Source organism: Colwellia sp. MB3u-55 (assembly GCF_014076785.1).
Classification (GTDB): Bacteria; Pseudomonadota; Gammaproteobacteria; order Enterobacterales; family Alteromonadaceae; genus Colwellia_A.
In genome coordinates this window covers 104933-128867 of sequence record NZ_JACGUS010000118.1, presented here as the reverse complement: position 1 = coordinate 128867, position 23935 = coordinate 104933, and the positions used below count along the sequence as shown (strand labels likewise).

18 protein-coding genes are annotated in these 23935 nt (G+C 36.8%); 8 read left to right on the top strand and 10 right to left on the bottom strand.

Annotation, left to right across the window (positions count from 1 at the left end; translation table 11 throughout):
• Positions 1-26: 26 nt before the first annotated feature.
• The 3 genes from ligA to smc form a co-directional block, all read right to left on the bottom strand.
• Positions 27-2069, bottom strand: a complete 2043-nt coding sequence (gene ligA, locus H4J66_RS14605; RefSeq protein ID WP_182175748.1) for an NAD-dependent DNA ligase LigA — start codon at positions 2067-2069, stop codon at positions 27-29.
• A 74-nt stretch (positions 2070-2143) separates the two neighbouring features.
• Positions 2144-3208 (bottom strand): cell division protein ZipA, encoded by a 1065-nt coding sequence (gene zipA, locus H4J66_RS14600; protein ID WP_182175747.1) that lies wholly within the window; start codon positions 3206-3208, stop codon positions 2144-2146.
• A gap of 57 nt (positions 3209-3265) precedes the next feature.
• Complete coding sequence (smc, locus tag H4J66_RS14595) at positions 3266-6766, bottom strand: chromosome segregation protein SMC (protein WP_182175746.1); 3501 nt, start codon at positions 6764-6766, stop codon at positions 3266-3268.
• A 155-nt stretch (positions 6767-6921) separates the two neighbouring features.
• On the opposite strand from smc, the gene cysZ reads away from it, so the two are divergent.
• Positions 6922-7674 carry a sulfate transporter CysZ gene (gene cysZ, locus H4J66_RS14590; protein ID WP_182175745.1) on the top strand — a complete coding sequence of 251 codons (753 nt, stop codon included), beginning with the start codon at positions 6922-6924 and terminating at the stop codon, positions 7672-7674.
• Between the two features lie 216 nt (positions 7675-7890).
• A complete protein-coding gene (locus H4J66_RS14585) occupies positions 7891-8277 on the top strand; it encodes a hypothetical protein (protein WP_182175744.1) in 387 nt (128 codons plus the stop codon).
• 83 nt (positions 8278-8360) lie between these two features.
• Here H4J66_RS14585 and H4J66_RS14580 read toward each other — a convergent pair whose 3' ends face one another.
• Positions 8361-10211 carry a M1 family metallopeptidase gene (locus H4J66_RS14580; RefSeq protein WP_182175743.1) on the bottom strand — a complete coding sequence of 617 codons (1851 nt, stop codon included), beginning with the start codon at positions 10209-10211 and terminating at the stop codon, positions 8361-8363.
• Between the two features lie 101 nt (positions 10212-10312).
• A complete protein-coding gene (locus H4J66_RS14575) occupies positions 10313-11179 on the bottom strand; it encodes an OmpA family protein (protein ID WP_182175742.1) in 867 nt (288 codons plus the stop codon).
• A 183-nt stretch (positions 11180-11362) separates the two neighbouring features.
• Here H4J66_RS14575 and rnt point away from each other — a divergent pair, with 183 nt between their 5' ends.
• The gene (rnt, locus tag H4J66_RS14570; RefSeq protein WP_182175741.1) at positions 11363-12076 is read left to right on the top strand and encodes a ribonuclease T; all 714 of its coding nucleotides are present in this window, start codon (positions 11363-11365) and stop codon (positions 12074-12076) included.
• Here the strand turns inward: rnt and H4J66_RS14565 are convergent.
• From H4J66_RS14565 to H4J66_RS14550, 4 genes are all read right to left on the bottom strand, one after another.
• Positions 12073-12447, bottom strand: a complete 375-nt coding sequence (locus H4J66_RS14565) for a hypothetical protein (RefSeq protein ID WP_182175740.1) — start codon at positions 12445-12447, stop codon at positions 12073-12075. The genes rnt and H4J66_RS14565 overlap by 4 nt on opposite strands.
• A gap of 744 nt (positions 12448-13191) precedes the next feature.
• A complete protein-coding gene (locus H4J66_RS14560; protein WP_182175739.1) occupies positions 13192-13428 on the bottom strand; it encodes a hypothetical protein in 237 nt (78 codons plus the stop codon).
• A 110-nt stretch (positions 13429-13538) separates the two neighbouring features.
• Positions 13539-14144: a peroxiredoxin gene (locus H4J66_RS14555; RefSeq protein ID WP_182175738.1), complete on the bottom strand. Its 606-nt coding sequence runs from the start codon at positions 14142-14144 to the stop codon at positions 13539-13541.
• 141 nt (positions 14145-14285) lie between these two features.
• Positions 14286-14624 carry a Grx4 family monothiol glutaredoxin gene (locus H4J66_RS14550; RefSeq protein ID WP_070376459.1) on the bottom strand — a complete coding sequence of 113 codons (339 nt, stop codon included), beginning with the start codon at positions 14622-14624 and terminating at the stop codon, positions 14286-14288.
• 311 nt (positions 14625-14935) lie between these two features.
• Here H4J66_RS14550 and sodB point away from each other — a divergent pair, with 311 nt between their 5' ends.
• From sodB to H4J66_RS14530, 4 genes are all read left to right on the top strand, one after another.
• Positions 14936-15517: a superoxide dismutase [Fe] gene (gene sodB, locus H4J66_RS14545; RefSeq protein ID WP_182175737.1), complete on the top strand. Its 582-nt coding sequence runs from the start codon at positions 14936-14938 to the stop codon at positions 15515-15517.
• 360 nt (positions 15518-15877) lie between these two features.
• Positions 15878-17812, top strand: a complete 1935-nt coding sequence (locus H4J66_RS14540) for a PrkA family serine protein kinase (protein ID WP_182175736.1) — start codon at positions 15878-15880, stop codon at positions 17810-17812.
• A gap of 45 nt (positions 17813-17857) precedes the next feature.
• Positions 17858-19135 carry a YeaH/YhbH family protein gene (locus H4J66_RS14535; protein ID WP_182175735.1) on the top strand — a complete coding sequence of 426 codons (1278 nt, stop codon included), beginning with the start codon at positions 17858-17860 and terminating at the stop codon, positions 19133-19135.
• Positions 19136-19161: 26 nt separating this feature from the next.
• On the top strand, positions 19162-20655 hold the full coding sequence (locus H4J66_RS14530) for a SpoVR family protein (protein WP_182175734.1): 1494 nt from the start codon (positions 19162-19164) through the stop codon (positions 20653-20655).
• A gap of 59 nt (positions 20656-20714) precedes the next feature.
• Here H4J66_RS14530 and fadR read toward each other — a convergent pair whose 3' ends face one another.
• On the bottom strand, positions 20715-21425 hold the full coding sequence (fadR, locus tag H4J66_RS14525; protein WP_070376454.1) for a fatty acid metabolism transcriptional regulator FadR: 711 nt from the start codon (positions 21423-21425) through the stop codon (positions 20715-20717).
• An 813-nt stretch (positions 21426-22238) separates the two neighbouring features.
• On the opposite strand from fadR, the gene nhaB reads away from it, so the two are divergent.
• Complete coding sequence (gene nhaB, locus H4J66_RS14520; RefSeq protein WP_182175733.1) at positions 22239-23813, top strand: sodium/proton antiporter NhaB; 1575 nt, start codon at positions 22239-22241, stop codon at positions 23811-23813.
• The last annotated feature ends 122 nt before the right edge of the window (positions 23814-23935 follow it).

Genomic DNA, 23935 nt, shown 5'->3' with positions numbered 1-23935 from the left:
TTAACGCCTAGAAATCAGTAATAACCTTATTTATGTTTTGCAAGCAAGGTTACCAGCTCGTCTTCGGTCAATATGTCTACCCCTAGGTCTTGCGCTTTCGTTAGCTTTGACCCAGCCTTTTCGCCAGCGACTAAAAAGTCAGTTTTTACTGAGATACTACCTGATACTTTAGCGCCCAGTGCTTGTAATTCTGCTTTAGCTTCGTTGCGCCCCATTTGTGTCAAGGTGCCGGTTAAGACAAATATTTTATCTTTCAAGGGCTGTTGTTCTGCAGATTTTACTTCAATATCTGACCATGACATTATACTTTCAAGCTCACTGACTACTTCAATGTTATGGTCTTGCTGAAAAAATTGCGTAATATTTTTAGCAACTACTGCCCCAACATCAGGCACTTTTTGCAAAAGTTCTTCATTAGCCACTTTAATTGCAGCGAAGTTAAGAAAATAATTGGCTAAATTGGTCGCAGTGGTTTCACCTACTTCGCGAATACCGAGTGCATAAATAAATTTAGGCAATGTAGTAGTTCTTGCTTTTACTAGACCTGAAATTAAATTATCTGCCGATTTTTTACCCATACGAGCCATGGTACTCACGTCTAATTCCGTTAGCTTAAATAAGTCAGCAGGGGTTTTAATCAAGTTTTCGTCGACTAATTGCTCAACTAATTTATCCCCTAAACCATCTATATCGAGGGCTTTTCGTGACGAAAAATGTTTAATCGCTTCTTTACGTTGTGCGCCACAATATAAGCCCCCCGTACAACGTAATACGGCTTCACCTTCAGCCTTAACCACAGCAGAATCACATACTGGACAGGTTATAGGAAAAAAGATGTCACGAGAGTTTTCAGGACGCTTTTGCAATTGAACACTGACAATTTGTGGAATGACGTCACCCGCTCTTCTGATCGTGACAAAATCATTAATTTTGATACCTAAGCGCTCAATCTCATCCTGATTATGTAAGGTCGCATTGCTGACGGTTACACCACCAACAAAAATAGGATTTAAACGCGCAACCGGAGTAATAGCCCCGGTTCGGCCTACTTGAAAGTCAACATCCAGTAATTGTGTTGTCTCTTCCTGTGCCGGAAATTTATAAGCAGTTGCCCAGCGCGGTGCTCGTGCAACAAAGCCTAATTTTTTTTGCAGGGCTATATCATCAACTTTAAAAACGGTGCCATCTATTTCATAGCTTAAATTGTCACGTTCTTGCATGATATATTGATAAAAGCTGGCGACTTCTGACGAGTCACTCAGTAACTTAACTTCTGGGCACATAGGTAAACCCAATGTTTTTAACTGGCAAAGACGTTGATAGTGTGAATTTTCTAACCACTGTTCGCCTAATGTTTGGCTTGATGCTTGTTCAACATAACCAATACCATAGACATAAAAAGCTAAGTTGCGTTTAGCGGCTATTTTTGAGTCTAATTGGCGTAAACTACCTGCAGCTGCGTTTCTTGGGTTTGCGAAAATCTTTTCCCCTTTTTTAAGCGCACTAGCATTTAAGGCATTAAAGCTGGCTTTGGGCATAAAAACTTCGCCGCGAACCTCTAATATATCAGGGTATTTATCACCGGTTAATTTTAAAGGTATCGATTTGATCGTGCGAACATTTACCGTGATATTTTCACCCACAGCGCCATCCCCGCGCGTAGCTGCTTGCACTAAAACACCATTTTCGTAGCGTAAACTCACCGCTAAACCATCAAGTTTTGGCTCGGCACAGTATTTAATAGTTTCTTTTGAAAGCAAACGGTCTTTTACACGCTTAGCAAAAGCTTGCCATTCATTACCAGAAAATACATTATCAAGGGATAGCATCGGTACTTGGTGTGTCACTTGACTAAAAGATTTTAACGCTTGCCCACCGACTTTTTGACTCGGTGAATCAAGTAATTTTAATTCTGGGTCTGCTGTTTCAATTGAAATAAGTTCTCGCATTAAGCGATCATATTCTGCATCAGGAACACTGGGTTCATCTAGGTCGTAATATTGATGATTTAATTGATTGATAAGTTGATGAAGCTCTTGTACTCGAGTCGTATTAGCAGGTGATGACATAAGAATGAATTACTTTTGAAAGAGTTTAAATTACAGGTTAATCAATAAATTAACCTGTCAGAGTTTGTTTGATTTTAAGATGAGGCAATTAGATTTCTTCGCGTAAATTCGCGAATTTTACCCACGTAATGTTGTTCTGTTTGTTTGGTCATAACATTACGTTTGTCATCTAATAATTGACCATTAAATTCTAAAGCGAGTTGCTTTGCTGCGTTAAGCATTTGCTCAAAGACGACGGAAGCATCGCCCGCATTAGGTAACATCATAAAAAGGCTAATACCTTGTGTAGTAAAGCTTTCCATATTGTCGAGATCAAATGTGCCTGGTTTCATGATGTTTGCTAAACTAAAAGTAACTTTACCATTTCCAGCATTATCTTGATGGCGGTGAAAGATGTTCATCTCTCCGTATTTCATACCTAATGTTAATAATGTCGGTAAAAGTGCGGCACCTGACATTTGCTGTTTTTCAGACATAACCACTGAAATAATCAGTACATCAGGTTCAACTTCCACTTTTTTATGCTGAGGGATTATCGATTCTTTTTTGGCCGCGCTTTTACTTTCCTTGCTTTCTCTGCCAAAATTTATCTCTATTTGGTCTCGCTTAACAGGCGCTTTTTCAGTAAAACGCGCCGACGTTTTTAAGGGTTGTTTAGCTGATGTTATCGGTGTTTGATAAACAGGTGTTTCAATTTTCTCAATAACAGCCACTTCTTTGGCGGTAACCGAGCCAAATAATGATACATCGTGATCACGTAAGTCAGCACTGTTGTTATCTTTTTTAGCAGAAGTTTCATCAAAAGAAGACATATCCCCCAAACTTGGTTCATCATCTTCGGCACTAAATTCGCGATATGATGAAGCTTGTTCTTCATATTCAGCTGTCGATGGCATAGGCATCTCTTCATCATATGATTGACCACCAAGTGAGTTTTCAACGACTCTTGGCTTACTAACACCATCTTGATCAAAGCCTGAGCCATCAAAACCTCGGTTATTAGGCTCAACTTTTTCAGCCTTTGCTTTAAGCTTATAAGGGTTTTTATTTTTTCTTATGGTCCAAAAACCATGAACAAATATTGCCGTGATCACCACAGCACTGATAACAATCAATGCAGTTCTGAAATTATATTCCATCGGATAGCCTTTTATTATTCTATTTTCAGCTTGGTTTAGCTTTACTTAATTTTGTACTTATTCTAATTCAGCCATAGCGATTGCTTCATCAATATCTACAGCTACCATTTTTGATACGCCCGGTTCAAACATAGTAACACCGGTTAACTGACTCGCCATTTCCATCGCTATTTTATTATGGCTGATATAAATAAACTGTACAGTTTGCGACATCTCTCGCACCAAGTTACAAAAACGACTAACGTTAGCATCATCAAGAGGCGCATCGACTTCATCAAGCATACAAAATGGTGCAGGATTTAACCTAAAAATTGCGAACACTAATGATAATGCGGTCAGCGCTTTTTCGCCACCAGATAATAAGTGAATCGTGCTATTTTTTTTACCTGGCGGTCTAGCCATAATAGTAACACCCGTTTCAAGCATATCATCATCTGTTAAGGCTAAATAGGCACTACCACCACCAAAAACCTTAGGAAATAATGCTTTAAGATCACTATTAATTTTTTCAAAGGTATTTTTAAATTTGTGACGGCTTTCTTTATCTATCTTAGCAATAGCTAATTCTAACGTATTAATCGCTTGGATTAAATCTTCATCTTGTTGATCAAGATAGGTCTTTCGCTCAAATTGTATTTGATATTCATTAATTGCTGCAAGATTTATTGCCCCTAAACGATTAATATCTTTACCTAAATTAACAATATGAGCCTGCCATAAAGGCTCTTTTGCCTGATCTGGCATAGCGGTTTGCACCGCCAATAAATTCTGTTGCATTTCATTAAGTTGCTCGAGTGCCGCATCAGCACGTAAACGATAACTTTCTGCAGTTAAATGAACAGCATTAATTTGCTCTTTCTTACTGTTAATATTTCTAGTGAGTTGCTGAACTTTTGATTCTGCATCACTAATCAGTGTTTTAGAGTCTGTTGTATCGTGCTGTATCTTTGCTATTTTTTCATTAAGTTCCGCAACGTCGATTAGCCATGCTTGTAACTTTTGCTCATCAACTTGCAACGGCGATGCACACTCTTCAACGATTTCTTGATGCATGCGTTGTTGTTTGGTGAGTTGTTGAATACTTTCTTGCGCACGAACCAATGATAATTGGCCTTGAGTTTGCTCATGATTCAATTTTTCAATCATTAACGCTTGCTGATGTTTTTGTTGATGGAACCTTTGGGTACTTTCTTGACTGTCTTGAATTTTTCTTTGTAAACTCTCTTGTGCACTGCTGATATGCATAAGCTGTTCGGCATCATGCTTTGGTAGTTTTGTAAGCGCATCTTCTTGTACTGATAATAATTTTTTGTTTTGGCTCAGTAAACTTTCTAGCGTTGTTAGCTCTTGTTGATAAAGGCTGCTTTGTTTATCGCGTTGCTCTGAGGCTTGTTTAGCCAAAGCAATTTTTTGCTGTAAAGCCTGAACTTGATAAGTAGATTGTTCGATTGCCGTTTTAAGTATCTTAGCGTCACTCACAAGTTGTTCTTTGCTTTTTATCAGCTGACTTTCTTTATCCTGGCATGCTTGAATACTAAATGTTAACTCAGTCACTTTTTCTGAGGTCTGGCTGATATTATCCGTTAACTGTAGCAAGGCATCAAAATTTTCAGCGCTTCCTTTTCGCAGAAAATACCGACTTAACCAAGTACTATCTTTGCAAATGACTGACTGGTGATCAGCAAGCGTTAACATTATCTGTTGCGCTTGTTGGTAATCTTGGGCAATAAAAATATTATTTAGCAAGGCCGTTATTGCCGGTAAACCTTTAACTTTTTCAGCCAAGGTACCGCTTGTTGCTTTCACTGAACGAGTCGCACTAGTCTTGTTTATTTGTTGATCTAGCACTAAAAATAGTGGTTCAATGGTGACTTCTGTGGGGAAATATTCAACCAACTCGCCTTGTAACCAATGATGTAGCACTAATTCGACACTTGCCTGCCAGGTTGTTTCTACGGTTAATAATTGAAAAACAGCGCCAAGCACTTTTTGCCCGCGCACACTTAACCATTCTTTTTGTTTAATGCGCCAACCTGCTTGTTGATTTTGTTGTATCAGTAACTGCTGTAAATAAAGCTTTAATGCTGCTATTTCACCACTGTACTGTGCTTGCTGCTTCGAGGCTAGGCTGATTTGGGTAACAAGTACGAGTTGCTTTGATTCATTATCTTTATATTGTTTTAGTAAAGATTGCTGGTGTTTTTCTTGCTTAAGTAGCTTGTTGCTAAGCTCAACAGTACTCTCGACATTTTCGCTGATACTCTCTTTGGTTAAACTGACTAATAAATGTGTTAATGATTGTTGGCGCTGCTGCTGCTGACTTATCTGCTCACTTAACTGAGAGATTCGCTGATTAACACTCAGCTGTTGATCATTTGTATCTTGGTGTTGGCGCTGTAAAGCTTGCCATTGCTTATGCTCATTTCGCTGCTGTTCAATATAGCCTTCTAACTGAATTTGACTCTCAAGCAGTTGCTGCTCTATGAGTTCAAGTTCAGGTACGTGTTCTGTTATTTTTAAAGTGCTTTTTTGGAGCTGTTCTTGCTCGGCTAGTACCAATTGTTGTGCATTAATCAGCTGTTGCTGGGTAACACTGTTATCGTGTTGAGCTTTCTGTTTTTGTTGCTTTAAATGTTTGATGTTTTGTTCTGCACGAGCAATATCATTACTTAATAGTAATTTTTGTTGATGGAGCTCACCGCTAGACTCTCCGCCTATGGTCACTTTTTGTTTCGCATCAAACAATTGGATATCGATTTTTTTCTGTTCAACAATCAAAGCTTCTATTTCTGTTTGATATTGACTTACTTGTTGTTTTTGCTCGTTAGCTTGTTGATCAAATTTTTGCCATTTTAAAACAGTCAACTCAGCTCTATATTTACGCTCTCTAGTTTTTAACGTTTTAAAACGTTTAGCGGCTTCTGCCTGTTGATGCAGTTTATCAATTTGTAAACCAAGCTCAACACGTATATCGTTTAAGCGTTCAAGGTTTTCACGCGTATGTCTGATCCTATTTTCAGTGTCTCTGCGGCGTTCTTTATATTTAGAAATACCCGCAGCTTCTTCAATAAAAACACGTAACTCTTGCGGCTTAGATTCAATAAGTTTTGAGATAGTACCTTGCTCAATAATCGCATAACTGCGAGGACCAAGACCGGTACCCAGGAAAATATCGGTGATATCTCGACGGCGGCATTTACTACCGTTTAAATAATATGTATTTTGGCTATCACGATTTATAACGCGTCGAATAGAAACTTGATTACGATCGGCCATGTTGCCTTGTATGCGACCATCAATATTATCGAATAACAATTCAACAGATGCTTGTCCGACCGGCTTGCGTGTTGCTGCGCCATTAAAAATGACATCGGTCATAGCATCACCACGCAAATTTTTCGCTGAACTTTCACCAAGTACCCAACGAACAGCGTCAATGATATTCGATTTTCCACAACCGTTTGGCCCAACAATAGCTGTCATTCTTTGTTCAAATGGCACTTTGGTCGGGTCAACAAACGATTTAAAACCAGCAAGTTTTATATGCTTTAAACGCATAAAACACAGAAACCTTTTATTGTTATACTTTGATAATACTCGGCAGTAAAATTTTATCAGAGTTATCTATATTTTGTAACATGAAACATCTGTTCAATTTATCAATTTATTTTATAATCACAGTTAAAACAGCATGTAAGGATAAAAATCAGCCAATGAATACAATTATTAATCAACCGTTAGCTAACAGTGGTGCTGGATATTTTATTAAGGGCTTTGAATTAATCAGAGAAAAAGGTATTCGCCGTTTTGTATTTATACCCCTAGTGGTTAATTTAGTCTTATTTAGTGTCGCCTTTTATGGTCTATTTTTAGAACTTGATACCTATATGACCATGCTCGATAACTGGCTTCCTGGTTGGCTGTCTTGGTTAAGTGCTTTCTTATGGCCAGTCGCTTTATTATTTTTGTTAGTGATGTTTTCTTTTATATTTAGTTCAGTCGCCAACTGGATTGCCGCACCTTTTAATGGTTTGCTATCAGAAAAGATGGAATTATTACTCTGTGGTAAAACAATACCACCCGCTTCAATCCTAGATGTTATAAAAGATGTACCTCGCACGTTATCAAGAGAATGGTGTAAATTACGTTATTATTTACCGCGCGCTATTGGTTTTTTTATTCTTTATTGGATACTGCCAGTTATAGGACAAATATTTTGGTTTTTATTTTTAGCTTGGATGATGGCCGTTCAATATAAAGACTATCCATTTGATAATCATAAAATTGACTTTAATGAAATGCGTTACGCACTCAAACAAAAGCAAGGATTAAGTTATAGCTTTGGTATCACAACGGCAGTATTTTCAATGATCCCTATTATTAATCTAGTGGTCATGCCTGTCGCTATATGTGGTGCAACCGCGCTATGGGTTGATCATTACAGAAATGACTTTGTTGATACCTAATGAACTTTCGAGATGATTTTGTTGACCGTTCATGTTAATTAATTATTAATCAGTTAGTTAGCGTTATTTATACGATTAGGTACTTATTACCGCTATTATAATTTGTTATTTAAACAATACCTTATATTGCGGTAATGATTAGATTATTAACAATATTCTTGATAATTACCTAGCAACACACTAGATTTAGCTAAGCCCGTTAAAGGATCAAATATTATGTTTAACCTAAGTACCGTAAATTTATCAAGTCGATTAGCTTGTTCCTTCAGAACATTATTAGTCGCTTTTATGTTGATAAACGTCAACTTTGCTATTGCAGAAGAAACAGCAATGGTGACCATAGCGGCCATGAGTGATGCGCGAGTTTTTGCTGAATTTACCGATGAGACACCTGCAGTTATCAACTATTTTACAAAAAGTACTGAAGAGGAAGTTATCCAGTTTTATCTAAAAGAATATGGGCAAGCGTTAAGCCAAAAAAGAAAACGTGGCCGTTTAACAGTAAACTTTAACCAAAAACAACATAGCATCAGAGTTGTTATTTCACAGCAAAACCAGCTACGACAAGTTGATGTGATCGTTGAAGAAAGCAGCAATAAATAATATAAACATCACAAATCACATAAAAAAACGCCACGTTAATAAATGTTAACATGGCGTTTTTATTTTGTCATTTTAGTTGAATGTTATTTAGCTTTTAAGACATCGTCAATAGTACCTTGCGCTAAACCATGATAACCAGGGCGCGCTTTTTCATAGACATTAAGTGCCCAAGCTTTACCTGCAGGTGTCTCAGCTAACGCTTTATAAAGCGGTACTATTAACTTACGACGACCGATAGCAATGAGATATTTTGACATCGCAGGGTAAACAGTATCGTAACCGGTTCTTAAGGCTAATAAGTACCAAGCATGCGCAATTTCAGCATTAGTACTAGCGGTAAGGTTAAACGCTTTATCGAGTGCACTCATCCGCTCAGTCGGTAATGTTACCGGCAAGTTATTTATAAAATGCAGCCATTCATGCAAGGTCCATGCTTTAGTTGGTAATTGCTCTAACGTTATTTTATCACTTAACAGACTATTAATTTGACTATCGATAGTGGTAAATGCACTTGATGTAGGCTGCGGCGCGTAACTAGGTAATCCTTGTTCATAAATCCATTCATTAACTTCTTTATCGCTGACAATATTTGGATATTTATCAGTAAGATTCTTTTTCAAATAAATAACAAAATTGGCAGTACCTAAGCTTTCAAAGGCATGGCTGTTGAAGTAATCTAAAATAAAAGTATCAAATTTATCTCGACCAAACTTAGCCTCTAAAAACATTAAAAACAACTGACCTTTGACATAGGGAACACCTGAGAATGCGTCATCAGGATCACGCCCTTTAAGGTCGATATAAAGCTGAGTATCACCCGGCGCTAATTCAGCAATTTCATAATTTAAACTTTGTGCACCAAGCGCTTGTTCCATAACGGCTCGGTCTTCACCAAATACCGCTTCCATAATACGATTTTCAACATAACTGGTAAAACCTTCGTTTAACCATAAGTCACGCCAACTTTCATTAGTCACTAAGTTACCCGACCAAGAATGAGCGAGTTCATGAGCAATTAAATTGACTAAGCTTTTATCACCAGCAATAACTGTTGGGGTAATAAAAGACAAACGTGGGTTTTCCATACCACCAAAAGGAAAACTAGGCGGTAATATCAGTAAGTCATAGCGCCCCCAACGATAAGGACCAAAGATTTTTTCTGACTCATCAATCATCGCTTGTGTATCGTCAAACTCACTAACCGCTGCCTCTAAAATGCTGGCTTCAGCATAAATCCCCGTTTGCTTACTCATCACTTTAAATTCTAAATCGCCGACACTAATTGCAATTAAATAAGCAGGGATTGCTTGCGGCATACTAAAAAAATAATCGCCGTCACGAGTGGTATTAGGTTCGTTATTAGCACTCATTACCGCTAATAAATTATCAGGCGTAGTAATACGAGCATTATAAGTTGCGCGAACACTAGGTGTGTCTTGCACCGGGATCCATGAACGTGCGTGAATCGCTTGATTTTGACTAAATAAGAAAGGATGCTTTTTACCTGCTGTTTGTTCAGCTGACAACCATTGCAAACCTGACGCTTTTTCAGTTGATTGGTAATAAACACGAATTTTTTGTGCTTTAAAAGTATTGTTTATGGTGAGTTTTGAACCTAACACATTATCACGATTAGCAAGGGTGAAACTTACCCCACGCCATTGTCCTGCTTCAGTTTGAGCCATAACGCGGTCAATGATTAAATCTCGGGTATCGAGAATAATAGGCTGCGAAGTTTTACTTAACCACTCTAACGATAATTCTGCAAAACCAGCGAGTGATTTTTCATCAAAATTAACCGCTAGATCTAAATAGATATGGGTTGTTTTTACTTGGTCGTAATTAGCATAGGTGTATGCATCATTGGTTTTTGCCAAACTTGTAAAGCTCGATAAAACCAATAGTGCAAATAAAGACTTAAACAATGGTCGCATTATGGAAGATCCAATAAAAAAATAGGTTGATAGGTTAAGATAACCAACAAGCCTATTCAACTGATTCTTTATAAAATAATTTTTTTGCAGTACATTCGTCTTTACGGTTGTTCCATTCTAATAACAACACGTCTGTTTTGTGCACGACCAATAACGGTATTGTTGGCAGCAATGTGACGTTTTTCGCCATAACCTTTTGCTTCAATTCGACTAGGGTCAATACCATTTTTAACAAAATGCTCACGAATCGTGTTTGCTCGGCGGTTCGATATTTTCAAGTTATCGTTTCTGCCACCATAACTGTCAGTATAACCGTCAATAAGCACCAACTCTAAGTTTTGATCTAAAGTAAGGTACTCTGCGATCATCGATAAACGCTTTTTAGATGATTTAGTTAAGCTTTCACCACCAAATTGATAATTTAATACTGTGTAAGAAATGTCATCAAAATTGTAATTAAGTAAGTTACTGACACAACCAATAAATTCTTGATAGGCACGATTAAATTTTGCCGTTGATATACCAACAGATATAAGGTCGTTGTCGCTATACCAATCGTTATAGTAAAACGTTGGGTTCATGCCCTGCTCTAATTCATTAAGCATATTCCAAGCAACCTTTTTCGGTAGACTTGGCGCAAACTGCTTATGAAGTTTCATATTGGCAATAGTTCGACCATTTTTTCCAGGGCGCCAATTAGGCGCAACAGAACGAACTTCTGCTAATGAATAAGTATCGGGTAAACGCATCATATCGAGTTCAAATTCCATATTCATTTTACGGCTTGCCGTACTATAGAATTTTGCTTCACCATAATTAGGTATTTGGTGTGATAAAGTGCACTCTAGCCTAGAGTTATTAGTTAACTGCCAATTAGCGTGTTCTAAGTCAGCACCATACTGACGAATACCAGCATTAGCTTGGCTAACAAATACGCATAATAATAATGTGATGATAGTTTTTTTCATAAAATATTTATCTTTTATCTTGCCACTCATCTGTTATCGACCCAATATTCTATAACTTTAGCAGTTATCAGCAATATTTTCATAACTTTCAAGCTTCATCATAGTGTTCGCATAGAGTTTATATTTTTTTTCTGCGATAATTTACGCCTTGAAATTGAATGCTAACTTAAAAAAGATGTAAACATGAGTATAAATCCTGATACTAAAAATAAGAGTTCTGCTGATAAAAATATTAAAAGTGCTTTTGCACAGCGCTTTAGAGGTTATTTCCCAGTAGTCATCGATGTTGAAACAGCAGGTTTCAATTCACAAACTGATGCTTTATTGGAAATAGCAGCAACAACTTTATCGCTAGATGAAAGTAAAGGTCAATTCTCTCTTGATGAAACAATTCACTTTAACGTAGAACCTTTTGAAGGCGCCAACTTAGAGCAAGCGGCATTAGAGTTCACTGGCATAGACCCAACAAACCCATTACGTGGTGCTGTTGATGAAAACAAAGCGTTAACAGAAATTTTTAAGTTAATTAGAAAAAAGATGAAAATTGCCGGCTGCCAGCGTGCCGTTATGGTTGCTCATAATTCCGCTTTTGATTTGGGGTTTGTCAATGCAGCCGTTGAACGTTGTTTAATAAAGCGATCACCCTTTCATCCTTTTGTTAGCTTTGATACCACAACATTATCTGGTTTAGCGCTTGGACAAACTGTTCTTGCAAAAGCCTGTTTAGCCGCAGGGTTAGACTTCAATAACAGTGAGGCTCATTCGGCATTATACGATACCGAAAAAACCGCTGAGCTTTTTTGTTTTATTGTTAATAAATGGCAAAAAATGGGGGGGTGGCCCCTAGCAATAGCCGATGAAGAACAACAAGATAGTGATACAACGACATGCGATTAAAATAATTTAGCTGAGCTACTGCGGTTATTATGTCGGCACAATAGATTTCTAACCGCTAAAACTATCAAAGTGAATGCAAAAAATTGAAAGAGTGAATTTTTGGTGACCATCAGAGTAAATACCCCAATAACGTTGTAAATATAGGGTAAATATTCATAGAAGAGTTCAGGTGTTTTATTTTTTATGCCGAGTTTTTTTTGTTTATCGAGTCTTCGACGAGCCGAACGAGTAACTAATGTAACACAAGCAGCACTGTAGAATAGTCCCGCAGAAATAAGCATAGGCAATGTCATATTAAAGGCAAGTAAATAACCACTCACAATAAAATACGCGAACGGTAAGTTCTCATAAAGCGTCTTAGGTACAAACAAAACGATTCCAGAAATCAATAAGGTGATAAATTAAGTGTAGGTTGATTTTCAACTTTTGATTAGCTTAATTTTAAACACTGTCACTTTCTATTATTTATCCTCTTTAATAAAGCCACCGTTACCCTAATACTGAAATAAACTCGCAACAAACACCGTCATCCTGAACTTGTTTCAGGATCTCGCCGTTGACAAAACAAAACCAGATACTGAAATAAATTCAGCATGACGACCTCAAGAGCCAGTAATTTATATACTTAAATACAACTCACAAAGACACCGTCATCCTGAACTTGTTTCAGGATCTCGTCGTTGACAAAACAAAAAAAAGATACTGAAATAAATTCAGCATGACGACCTCAAGAGCCAGTAATTTATATACTTAAATACAACTCACAAAGACATCGTCATCCTGAACTTTTTTCAGGATCTCGTCGTTGGCAAAACAAAAAAAAGATACTGAAATAAATTCAGCATGACGACCTCTAGAGCTAGTAATTTATATACTTAAATACAACTCACAAAGACACCGTCATCCTGAACTTGTTTCAGGATCTCGTCGTTGACAAAACAAAACAGATACTGAAATAAATTCAGCATGACGGGATCAGGAGCCAGTAATTTATATACTTAAAAAAAACTCACAAAGACACCGTCATCCTAAGCTTGTTTCAGGATCTCGTCGTTGACAAAACAAAAAACAGATACTGAAATAAATTCAGCATGACGGGATCAGGAGCCAGTAATTTATATACTTAAAAAAAACTCACAAAAAGCACCGTCATCCTGAACTTGTTTGAGGTTCTCGTCTTTGACAAAACAAAAAACAGATACTGAAATAAATTCAGTATGACGGGATTGAACATCTTCACTCTTTGCCATCCTTGGCACCGTGACATACCGTTCTTCCTGAACATCTTCACTCTTTGCCATCCTTGGCACCGTGACATACCGTTCTTCCTGAACATCTTCACTCTTTGCCATCCTTGGCACCGTGACATACCGTTCTTCCTGAACATAAAAAAACCGCAATTAAGCGGTTTTTTTATTACTTTTAATGATTACATCGGCTAACTAAAGCCTAAGCTTTTATCTTAAAGCTTGTCAGCATTGTTTGCTAAGTAAGATGCAACGCCTTCAGGAGAAGCAGTCATACCTTTATCACCTTTATTCCAGCCAGCTGGACAAACTTCGCCGTGATCTTGGTGGAATTGTAATGCGTCAACCATACGGATCATTTCATCAACGTCACGACCTAATGGTAAATCGTTAATCACTTGATGACGTACATTACCTTCTTCATCAATTAAGAAAGAACCACGAAATGCAACACCGTCTTCAGGATGTTCAACATCGTAGGCTTTACAGATTTCATGCTTTGTATCAGCAACCAAAGTATATTGTACCGGGCCAATACCGCCTTCGTTTACTGGAGTGTTACGCCATGCGTTATGAGAAAATTGTGAATCGATAGAAACACCAATAACTTCAACACCACGGCTTTTGAATTCTTCCATACGGTGATCAAAAGCTAATAACTCAGACGGACAAACAAAAGTAAAATCTAGAGGGTAGAAAAACACTACGGCTTTTTTACCTTTAATTGCTGTCGATAACGTAAAGCTATCAACAATTTCGCCACTACCTAAAACTGCTGCTGCAGTAAAATCTGGTGCTGCACGGCCAACTAATACACTCATTTTTTTCTCCAATATTTTTATTAAATTGATTTAAATCATAAAACTGACGTACATCTATTATTGAGACGATAAGGTGATTTTCAACTTACTTTTCATCTTTTTTAATAAAAAATTTAGCTAACGTCAGTTTCTAAAATGATATTAAGCTTTTTCTTCAGAATTATTTTTTTCTGCAGCTTCTTTGATCAAGGTTTGTAATTCACCTTGTTGGAACATTTCCATAATGATGTCACAACCACCGACTAATTCACCGTCAACCCATAATTGTGGGAATGTTGGCCAATCAGCATACTTTGGCAATTCGGCACGAATATCAGGGTTTTGTAAAATATCAACATAAGCAAATTTTTCACCACACTGCATTAGTGCTTGTGATGCTTGTGAAGAAAAGCCACAGCTAGGCAATTTAGGAGAACCTTTCATATAAAGCAAAATAGTGTTTTCAGAAAGTTGTTCTTTGATACGTTCAATAGTTTCCATGGGATACCTCTAATTACGACCGAAAAAACCTCGATCTTTACAATATAAAATTTAGTGTTTATTACTTTGATTAATGGAGTCTGACACTAAAATAATCAAGGTAATAAAGACTAAAAAGCACTTATTTAGTAGAATAAACAATAACAGGCTTGATATTTACACTGGCAAAACCTATATAAATGGGTACACTAGTCAGGCTTTAATAATACTTGACTAGTTTACTAGGTTTTAACTGGTTTTTAAATAAAAGCACACAACTTCTTTATTTTTGCGCAAAAATAAATTTGTATAACCCATTTCTGGAGAAACTAATGGCTATTGAATTACCCGCATTACCCTATGCACAAGATGCACTTGTACCACATATTTCAGCTGAGACACTTGAGTTTCACTACGGTAAGCATCACAACACTTATGTTGTAAAGCTTAATGGATTAATTGAAGGTACTGATTTTGAAGGCAAGTCTTTAGAAGACATCGTAAAGACTTCATCAGCAGGCATTTTCAATAATGCAGCACAAATTTGGAATCACACATTCTACTGGAACAGCTTAAGCCCTAACGGCGGCGGTGAACCAACAGGCGCTTTAGCTGATGCGATCAATGCAAGCTTTGGTTCTTTCGCTGAATTTAAAACAAAATTTACTGAAAGTGCAATCAACAACTTTGGTTCAAGCTGGACATGGTTAGTGAAAAAAGCAGATGGTAGCCTTGCTATCGTTAACACTTCAAATGCTGCAACACCATTAACTGATGAGAGCGTTACACCGTTATTAACAGTAGATTTATGGGAACATGCTTACTACATTGATTACCGTAATCTTCGTCCAAGCTACATGGCTGGTTTTTGGGCATTAGCTAACTGGGATTTTGCTGTGGCAAACTTCGCATAATTTATATTCATTAAAGATTGATTTATTAACCTTTAATGAATAATTTTATTAAAAACCAGAGTATCTACTTTGGTTTTTTTATGCATAAAATTCAATAAAAGTGTCCTTTTTTTTAATTCAATATAAAAGATTTCTATAATTTCCTCTTTGCTTACAAAAAAAACCTCTAATTATTCTCTCCCTTAAAAAATACCGTCTAGACTTAATGGTAGACATACTCGTTTCAATGCAAAGTTTAGTGTCTTGTTGAAGCGATTATCGATAGTTTCTTGGTCTTATTTGAATGAGTTAAACAATATCGACTTTGTACTACGGTAAGTTTTTACTCATCTGCAAATTTTTTCCCTTATGGAGGCAGTTATGAGTATTTTTCAGCATTATCAATCACGTTACGATGAAGCTAAAGAAGAGAACTTTAGTATTCAAGAGTTTTTAGCTATTTGTCAAAAAGACAAACTTGCTTACGCCACCGCTTCTGAGCGCTTATTAAAGGCCATCGGCGATCCTGAAATGATAGACACCTCAAATGAACCTACCTTAAGCCGTATATTTTCTAATAGGGTAATTGCTCGCTATCCTGCCTTTAAGGACTTTTATGGCATGGAAGACGCTATAGAGCAGATTGTTGCCTACCTTAAACATGCTTCGCAAGGATTGGAAGAACAGAAACAAATTCTTTATTTATTAGGGCCTGTGGGGGGAGGGAAATCATCATTAGCTGAAAAATTAAAAGCATTAATGCAGCAAGAGCCTATCTATGTGCTCAGTGCTAATGGCATAAGAAGCCCAGTAAATGACCACCCCTTTTGTTTATTCGACGCAAATGCAGATGGTAAGATATTAAAGAAAGAATATAAAATACCAGAACGTTATTTAAAGACCATTATGTCGCCATGGGTGGCTAAAAGGCTACATGAATATCAAGGTGATATTGCAAAATTTGAGGTGGTTAAGTTATATCCTTCAATTCTTGATCAAATAGCCATTGCAAAAACAGAGCCTGGTGACGATAACAATCAAGATATTTCAGCCCTTGTTGGTAAAGTTGATATTCGACAATTAGAGCACTTTTCACAAAATGACCCTGATGCCTACAGTTATTCAGGCGCATTGTGTCGAGCGAATCAAGGCATGATGGAATTTGTCGAAATGTTCAAAGCCCCCATTAAAGTATTGCATCCGTTGTTAACAGCAACACAAGAAGGTAATTATAATCCAACAGAAGGCTTATCAGCCCTGCCCTTTAATGGCATTTTGCTTGCGCACTCTAATGAGTCAGAATGGCAAACCTTTAGAAATAACAAAAACAACGAAGCCTTTTTAGACCGCGTTTATATGGTCAAAGTCCCTTACTGCATGCGGGTTTCTGAAGAAGTAAAAATTTATAAAAAATTACTCGAAAACAGTGAATTAAAAAATGCACATTGTGCGCCAGATACGTTAGAAACCTTAGCAAAGTTTTCGGTACTATCACGTTTAAAAAATCCTGAGAACTCTAGTATTTATTCTAAAATGCGCGTTTATGACGGCGAGAGTTTAAAAGACACCGACCCAAAAGCTAAATCGTATCAAGAATACCGTGATTATGCGGGGATGGATGAGGGTATGTCTGGGCTATCAACACGTTTTGCTTTTAAAATATTATCACGCGTTTTTAACTTTGATCATTTAGAAGTTGCCGCAAACCCAGTACATTTATTTTATGTACTCGAGCAACAAATTGAACGAGATCAATTACCCCAAGAAGCAGCCGAACGGTATTTAGAATTCATTAAAGGTTACTTGTCAGCCCAATACATAGAATTTATTGGCAAGGAAATTCAAACGGCTTATCTAGAGTCTTATTCTGAATATGGACAAAACATCTTTGATCGCTATGTCACTTATGCTGATTTTTGGATACAAGACCAAGAGTATCGCGATGCTGAAACTGGACAGCTTTTCGACCGAGAAGCCTTAAATAATGAATTAGAAAAAGTTGAAAAACCTGCAGGCATTAGTAACCCTAAAGATTTTCGTAATGAGATTGTCAATTTTGTATTACGTGCTAAAGCGAATAACAACGGTAAGAACCCCAACTGGGCAAGTTACGAAAAACTCCGCACGGTTATTGAGAAAAAAATGTTCTCGAATACTGAAGATTTATTACCCGTTATTTCCTTTAACACCAAAACATCGAATGACGACCAGCAAAAACATGACGATTTTATAGAACGCATGATGAGTAAAGGTTATACAAAAAAACAAGTGCGGTTACTGTCAGAGTGGTATTTACGCGTAAGAAAATCTTCTTAACTTGTACTTTATTGTTTTAAAAAGCCAATAAAGTAGGAGGAAAATATGGCGAATTTTATTGATAGACGCTTAAATAGCAAAAACAAAAGCACGGTTAATCGCCAGCGTTTTATTAAACGCTATAAAAGCCAAATAAAGAAATCCGTTGAACAAGCAATTAATAAACGCAGCGTTACTGATGTTGATCGTGGTCAGGACATTACCATCACCAAAAAAGATTTATCTGAACCTGTTTTTCACCAGGGCAGAGGGGGTGTTAAAGATAGAGTTCACCCGGGTAATGACCAATTTTCAACTGGCGATCAAATCAAACGCCCTCCTCAGCAGCAAGGACAAGGTAGCGGTGAAGGTGATGCCAGTAACACTGGTCAGGGAGATGATGATTTTATTTTTTCTATTTCTAAAGATGAATATTTGAACTTACTTTTTGAAGATCTTGAATTGCCAAATTTAAAAATGAACCAATTAGATACGTTAATTGATTATAAGACTGTTCGCTCTGGTTATTGTGCTGAAGGCGTCCCTTCAAATATAGATATTGTAAAATCGCTACAGGGATCAATAGCAAGACGTATTGCCATGACATCAACCAAGCGTAAAGAGTTGAAAGTCCTTGAACTTGCCTTAGCAGCATTAATGGCTGATAAACATGATCATGTCCAAAAAATTAAAGACCTAAACAATCAGATCGATATGCTTAAAGGTAAAATCAGTAAAGTCCCTTTTATTGACACCTTTGATTTACGTTTTAGAAACTATGCAAAACAAGCCCTACCTACATCAAAGGCGGTGATGTTCTGTTTAATGGATGTTTCAGGATCTATGGACCAAGCCACTAAAGATATTGCCAAACGTTTTTATCTCTTATTGTATTTGTTTCTCACCCGCACCTATAAAACAATTGATGTGGTCTATATTCGACACCACACACAAGCAAAAGAGGTTGATGAAGAAGAGTTTTTTTATTCGCAAGAAACTGGCGGCACTATTGCTTCAAGTGCATTAGATTTAATGATTAAAATAATGGATGAGCGTTATAAGGAAAACGAATGGAATATTTACGCAGCGCAGGCCTCTGATGGTGATAACTGGGCCGATGACTCTCCTCGTTGTCAAAAGTTACTCACTGAACATATTCTACCTAAAGCACGCTACTTTAGTTACATTGAAATATCACAACGACCTCATCAAACACTTTGGCAGCAATACCAAGAAATTGCAGCCTATACAGAACATTTTGCAATACAACATATTAAAAGTGTTGAAGATATTTATCCTGTTTTTAGAGAGCTTTTCAAGAAAAAACAGAGTAGCGCAGCCTAAGTTAATAATGGCAAAGGAGGCAAATAATGGACAAACGTAAACCCTTAAGTGACCAATGTGACTGGAATTTTGACTTACTTGATCAATATCAAACTGAAATTGCACGGGTTGCAAAGCATTATCGATTGACTACTTACACCAACCAAATTGAAGTGATCACCGCAGAGCAAATGATGGATGCATACGCTAGTGTCGGTATGCCTATTGGATATAACCATTGGACATTTGGTAAAAAATTTATTCAAACAGAGCAAAACTATAAACGTGGTCAAATGGGCTTAGCCTACGAAATTGTTATCAATTCTGATCCTTGTATTTCATATTTAATGGAAGAGAATTCTATGACCATGCAAGCACTCGTCATAGCACATGCTTGTTACGGACATAATTCTTTTTTTAAAGGTAATTATTTATTCCAAACCTGGACTGATGCGAGCTCAATAATTGACTACTTATTGTTTGCTAAAAACTACATTAGCGAATGTGAACAAAAATTTGGCATTAGTGAGGTTGAATCATGCTTAGATGCTTGTCATGCATTAATGAATCACGGAGTTGACCGCTATAAACGTCCACAAAAAATATCATTAGAGGAAGAGTTACAACGTCAAAAGGACCGTGAAGCATATTTACAATCGCAGGTGAATACATTGTGGCGAACATTACCGAAAAACAAAGGTGATGCTAAGAATAAGAAACCGACATTCCCAAATGAACCGCAAGAAAATATTTTATATTTCATTGAAAAATATGCGCCTTTACTAAAACCATGGCAAAGAGAAATTGTACGCATTGTTCGAAAAATCTCACAATACTTTTATCCGCAAAAACAAACACAAGTCATGAACGAGGGCTGGGCCTGTTTTTGGCATTACACACTGTTAAACCATTTATATGATGAAGGTCTAGTCACCGATAAGTTCATGATGGAATTTTTACATAACCATACCAATGTTGTCGCACAACCCAATTACAACAGTCCTCATTATTCTGGCATTAATCCTTATGCGTTAGGCTTTAATATGTTTATAGATATTAGAAGAATATGTGAACACCCAACAGAAGAAGATAAACGATGGTTTCCAGAAATAGCCAACAGTAATTGGCTAGATACTTTACATTTTGCCATGGAAAATTTCAAAGATGAAAGCTTCATTAGTCAGTATTTATCACCAAAACTAATGCGCGATTTCAAGCTGTTTTATTTACACGATGATGAAAAAGAAAATTTTATTGACGTGGCGGCTATTCACAATGAAAGTGGCTACAAAAAAGTAAGAAGCGCGTTATCTGAACAGTATAATTTGAGTAATCTAGAGGTTAATATTCAGGTAACAAATGCTGATATTGATGGTGACCGATCGCTAACATTAAAATATACACCACACCAAAATGTTCCGCTAGATGATTCAAAAGATGAAGTGATGAAACATTTATACACCTTATGGCAATTTAACGTGCAGTTAGTGCAGAACAATGAAGAGGGGGATGAAGAAGTTATTGCACAATATCCAGAATGAGAGAGCAATGAAGATAATTAAAGGCAAGTTAACCCTTGCCTTTAATCACTATAGATAATTTATTCTGATAACTCTTTTAATACGTCATCTTTAAGTTCTAGCCAAAGTTTCCCTGACTCAATACCATATTTACGAACGGCAAATATAGATTCATCAAATTTATTTTCGCTGGCTAGTTCAATTAATTTTTTGTAATAGTCGCGTGAAATTTCACGACCTTTAGGATGCGCAAAATATAGAGTCCCTAAACGAGAGTACAAGCCTCTAAAACCATTTAAAATCAGTAGATATATAGAGTTTCCAGAAGCAACCACTAACTCTTTATTTAATCGGTAATCAAATTCAGCAAAGGCTTCACCGTTATCTTCAACGTCTTCATAGGCTTTAATGAGCTCAATAGCCTTTTCAGGATTATTTTTAATCGCGCCACGAATGTAAATGGCACTGATATTTGTCCGAGCTGACATTAAATTGTCAACTAGATCAGGTATGCCTTCTTGATCAAGTTGAGCCAAGGTTTCAAGAATATTTAAACTAGAGGTTTCCCAAAAGTTATTCACTTTAGTGGGTTTACCGTGCTTAATAGTCAACCAGCCATCTCGTGCTAAGCGCTGTAAAACTTCACGTAACGTGGTACGTGTAACGCCAATGAGTTCAGATAACTCTCGTTCAGCCGGAAGTATAGAACCGGGGGGGAAACCACCGTTCCAAATAGACTCAACAATATATTGCTCTGCAAACCCTGCTGGGCTATGTGCTTTGATAACCATACTGCTCCACACAATATCTTAATCTTAAAATTTTAACTGATTGTACCAGAACATCTATTTGGTACAAGCGGATAAATTCGACGTTACTGCTAACTTCGATCACTTATGTGGCTTTTTAGTGGCAACCTCACGCTATATTTTGTGAAAAACAACAGAGCTAAACCCTATTTATTATCGGCTGCAGAGAGATAAGCCTATAATTTATGAATAATAAATAGTTTCATTTGTAGATAAAGTCAGTAAGTCAAAATGCAATTTAGTATTTAGTTTTTAAGTCAATACTGAACTAATGTCTAACAAACTATTAATATTCAAAGCTAATGCCTGATAAGAAGCGATGAATTAAGTCAAGAAAACACCCCCTAGTGAAATTTTTCTCTTATTAAGCACTTTTTATGCAGAAACATCGACTAACTCAATAATTTAGCAATATCAACATGCTATATTCTGCGAAGTCGTACGAGAAATCTATAATTAGCATACTAATTCTGAATTTATAGTTCAATCGATGATGTTTAACGCAGGGTTAAAGTGTGTATTTGTAAAGGCAATATTTAATACTGCAAGGTCGAAGCATGTTAAGCAAAACAGCAATTCAATAAATATCTCTGCTGCTAAGTTATTAAATAATATAAAGGGCTTATGCCTGATATTATCAGAAGAAAAGGACACGATTACGCTATATAAAGATAGATTATTTACAAGCTTTTCAATTGCACTTAAACTACTATGCATTTTTTACCAATATAATAAAAAATAGTTCCATTCAAGACGACAAAAAATCGTCATATTCTTAAAACAAACAGGCCAATTATGCAACAATCCTTCATGAGTGCATTTTATAAAAACTTTCTTGGCAACTCGCCAGAGTGGTACAAACTGGCAATTATTTCATTCTTAGTGATTAACCCTATCCTCTTCTTCTATGTTGACCCCTATGTTGCAGGTTGGGCATTAGTCATAGAGTTTATATTCACTTTAGCAATGGCATTAAAATGTTACCCGCTGCAACCCGGCGGTTTATTGGCGATTGAAGCTATTGCCATAGGTATGACTTCACCGGCTCATGTAAAACATGAATTAATGATTAACTTCGAAGTAATTCTACTGCTGATTTTTATGGTTGCTGGAATATATTTTATGAAGAGTTTATTGCTCTTTTTGTTCACGAAAATAGTCACTAAGATCCGTTCAAAAATAGTGGTGTCATTATTATTCTGTTTTTCAGGGGCCTTTTTATCAGCCTTTTTAGATGCACTAACCGTCATTGCGGTAATTATCAGCGTTGGCCTAGGTTTTTATTCTGTCTATCATAAAGCTGCCTCTATAGGTGAAGACCATCCCCATGACAATCCCGATGATGATGATATAAAAAGTGATTTACAAAGCTTTAGAGGGTATTTACGTAACCTATTAATGCACGCGGGTGTTGGTACCGCTTTAGGTGGTGTATGTACTATCGTGGGCGAGCCACAAAACTTGATTATTGGTCAGCAAGCCGGTTGGGATTTCATTGAATTCACCATTCGGATGTCGCCCGTTACTATTCCTGTATTTTTTTCCGGTTTAATCACATGTGCTTTATTAGAGAAGTTCAAATGGTTTGGTTATGGTTTTGCCCTGCCAGAAAATGTTTATCAAATATTACGTGACTTCGACATTGAAGAAAGTAAAAAACGCAATAAAAGTGATAATGTAAAATTAGTCGTACAAGGGTTAATCGCCGTTTGGTTGATTGTTGGTTTAGCATTACATTTAGCACCAGTTGGCTTAATTGGTTTATCCGTTATTATACTTGCAACCGTTTTTACAGGTGTAACTGAAGAACATCAAATTGGCCATGCCTTTGAAGAAGCATTACCTTTTACCGCGCTATTAGTGGTGTTTTTGTCCATCGTTGCCGTTATTGTTGACCAACAATTATTTACGCCAGTCATCACTTGGGTATTAACTTTTGAAGGTAACATGCAATTAGTCATGTTTTATTTAGCTAATGGCCTATTATCTATGGTCAGTGATAACGTATTTGTTGGCACGGTATACATTACTGAAATTGAAAAAGCACTGTCTTCAGGAATAATAAACCGTGACCAATTTGATTTACTTGCGGTTGCTATTAACACAGGCACTAACTTGCCAAGTGTTGCGACACCAAATGGTCAAGCTGCGTTTTTATTCCTATTAACTTCAGCGCTTGCTCCCTTAGTTAGATTGTCATATGGCCGTATGGTTATTATGGCTTTCCCTTATACTATCGTATTGACCATTGTTGGTTTACTTGCTATTTCTTCAGGTCATTTAGAGCAATCGACACAAGATTTTTATGACTCGGGTTTAATTAAGCATCACACAACTAAAGGTGGGACTTCTTCTTCACAAGGGCACTAAAGTTAACATTTAGTAGTTTTACTGTTAACTTTTATCAATAAAGCGCCCTTTTGGCGCTTTATTGATGCTAATGATAAAAATCATTTTTGTACCAAACAAAAATAAGTACTAGCAACTATCAC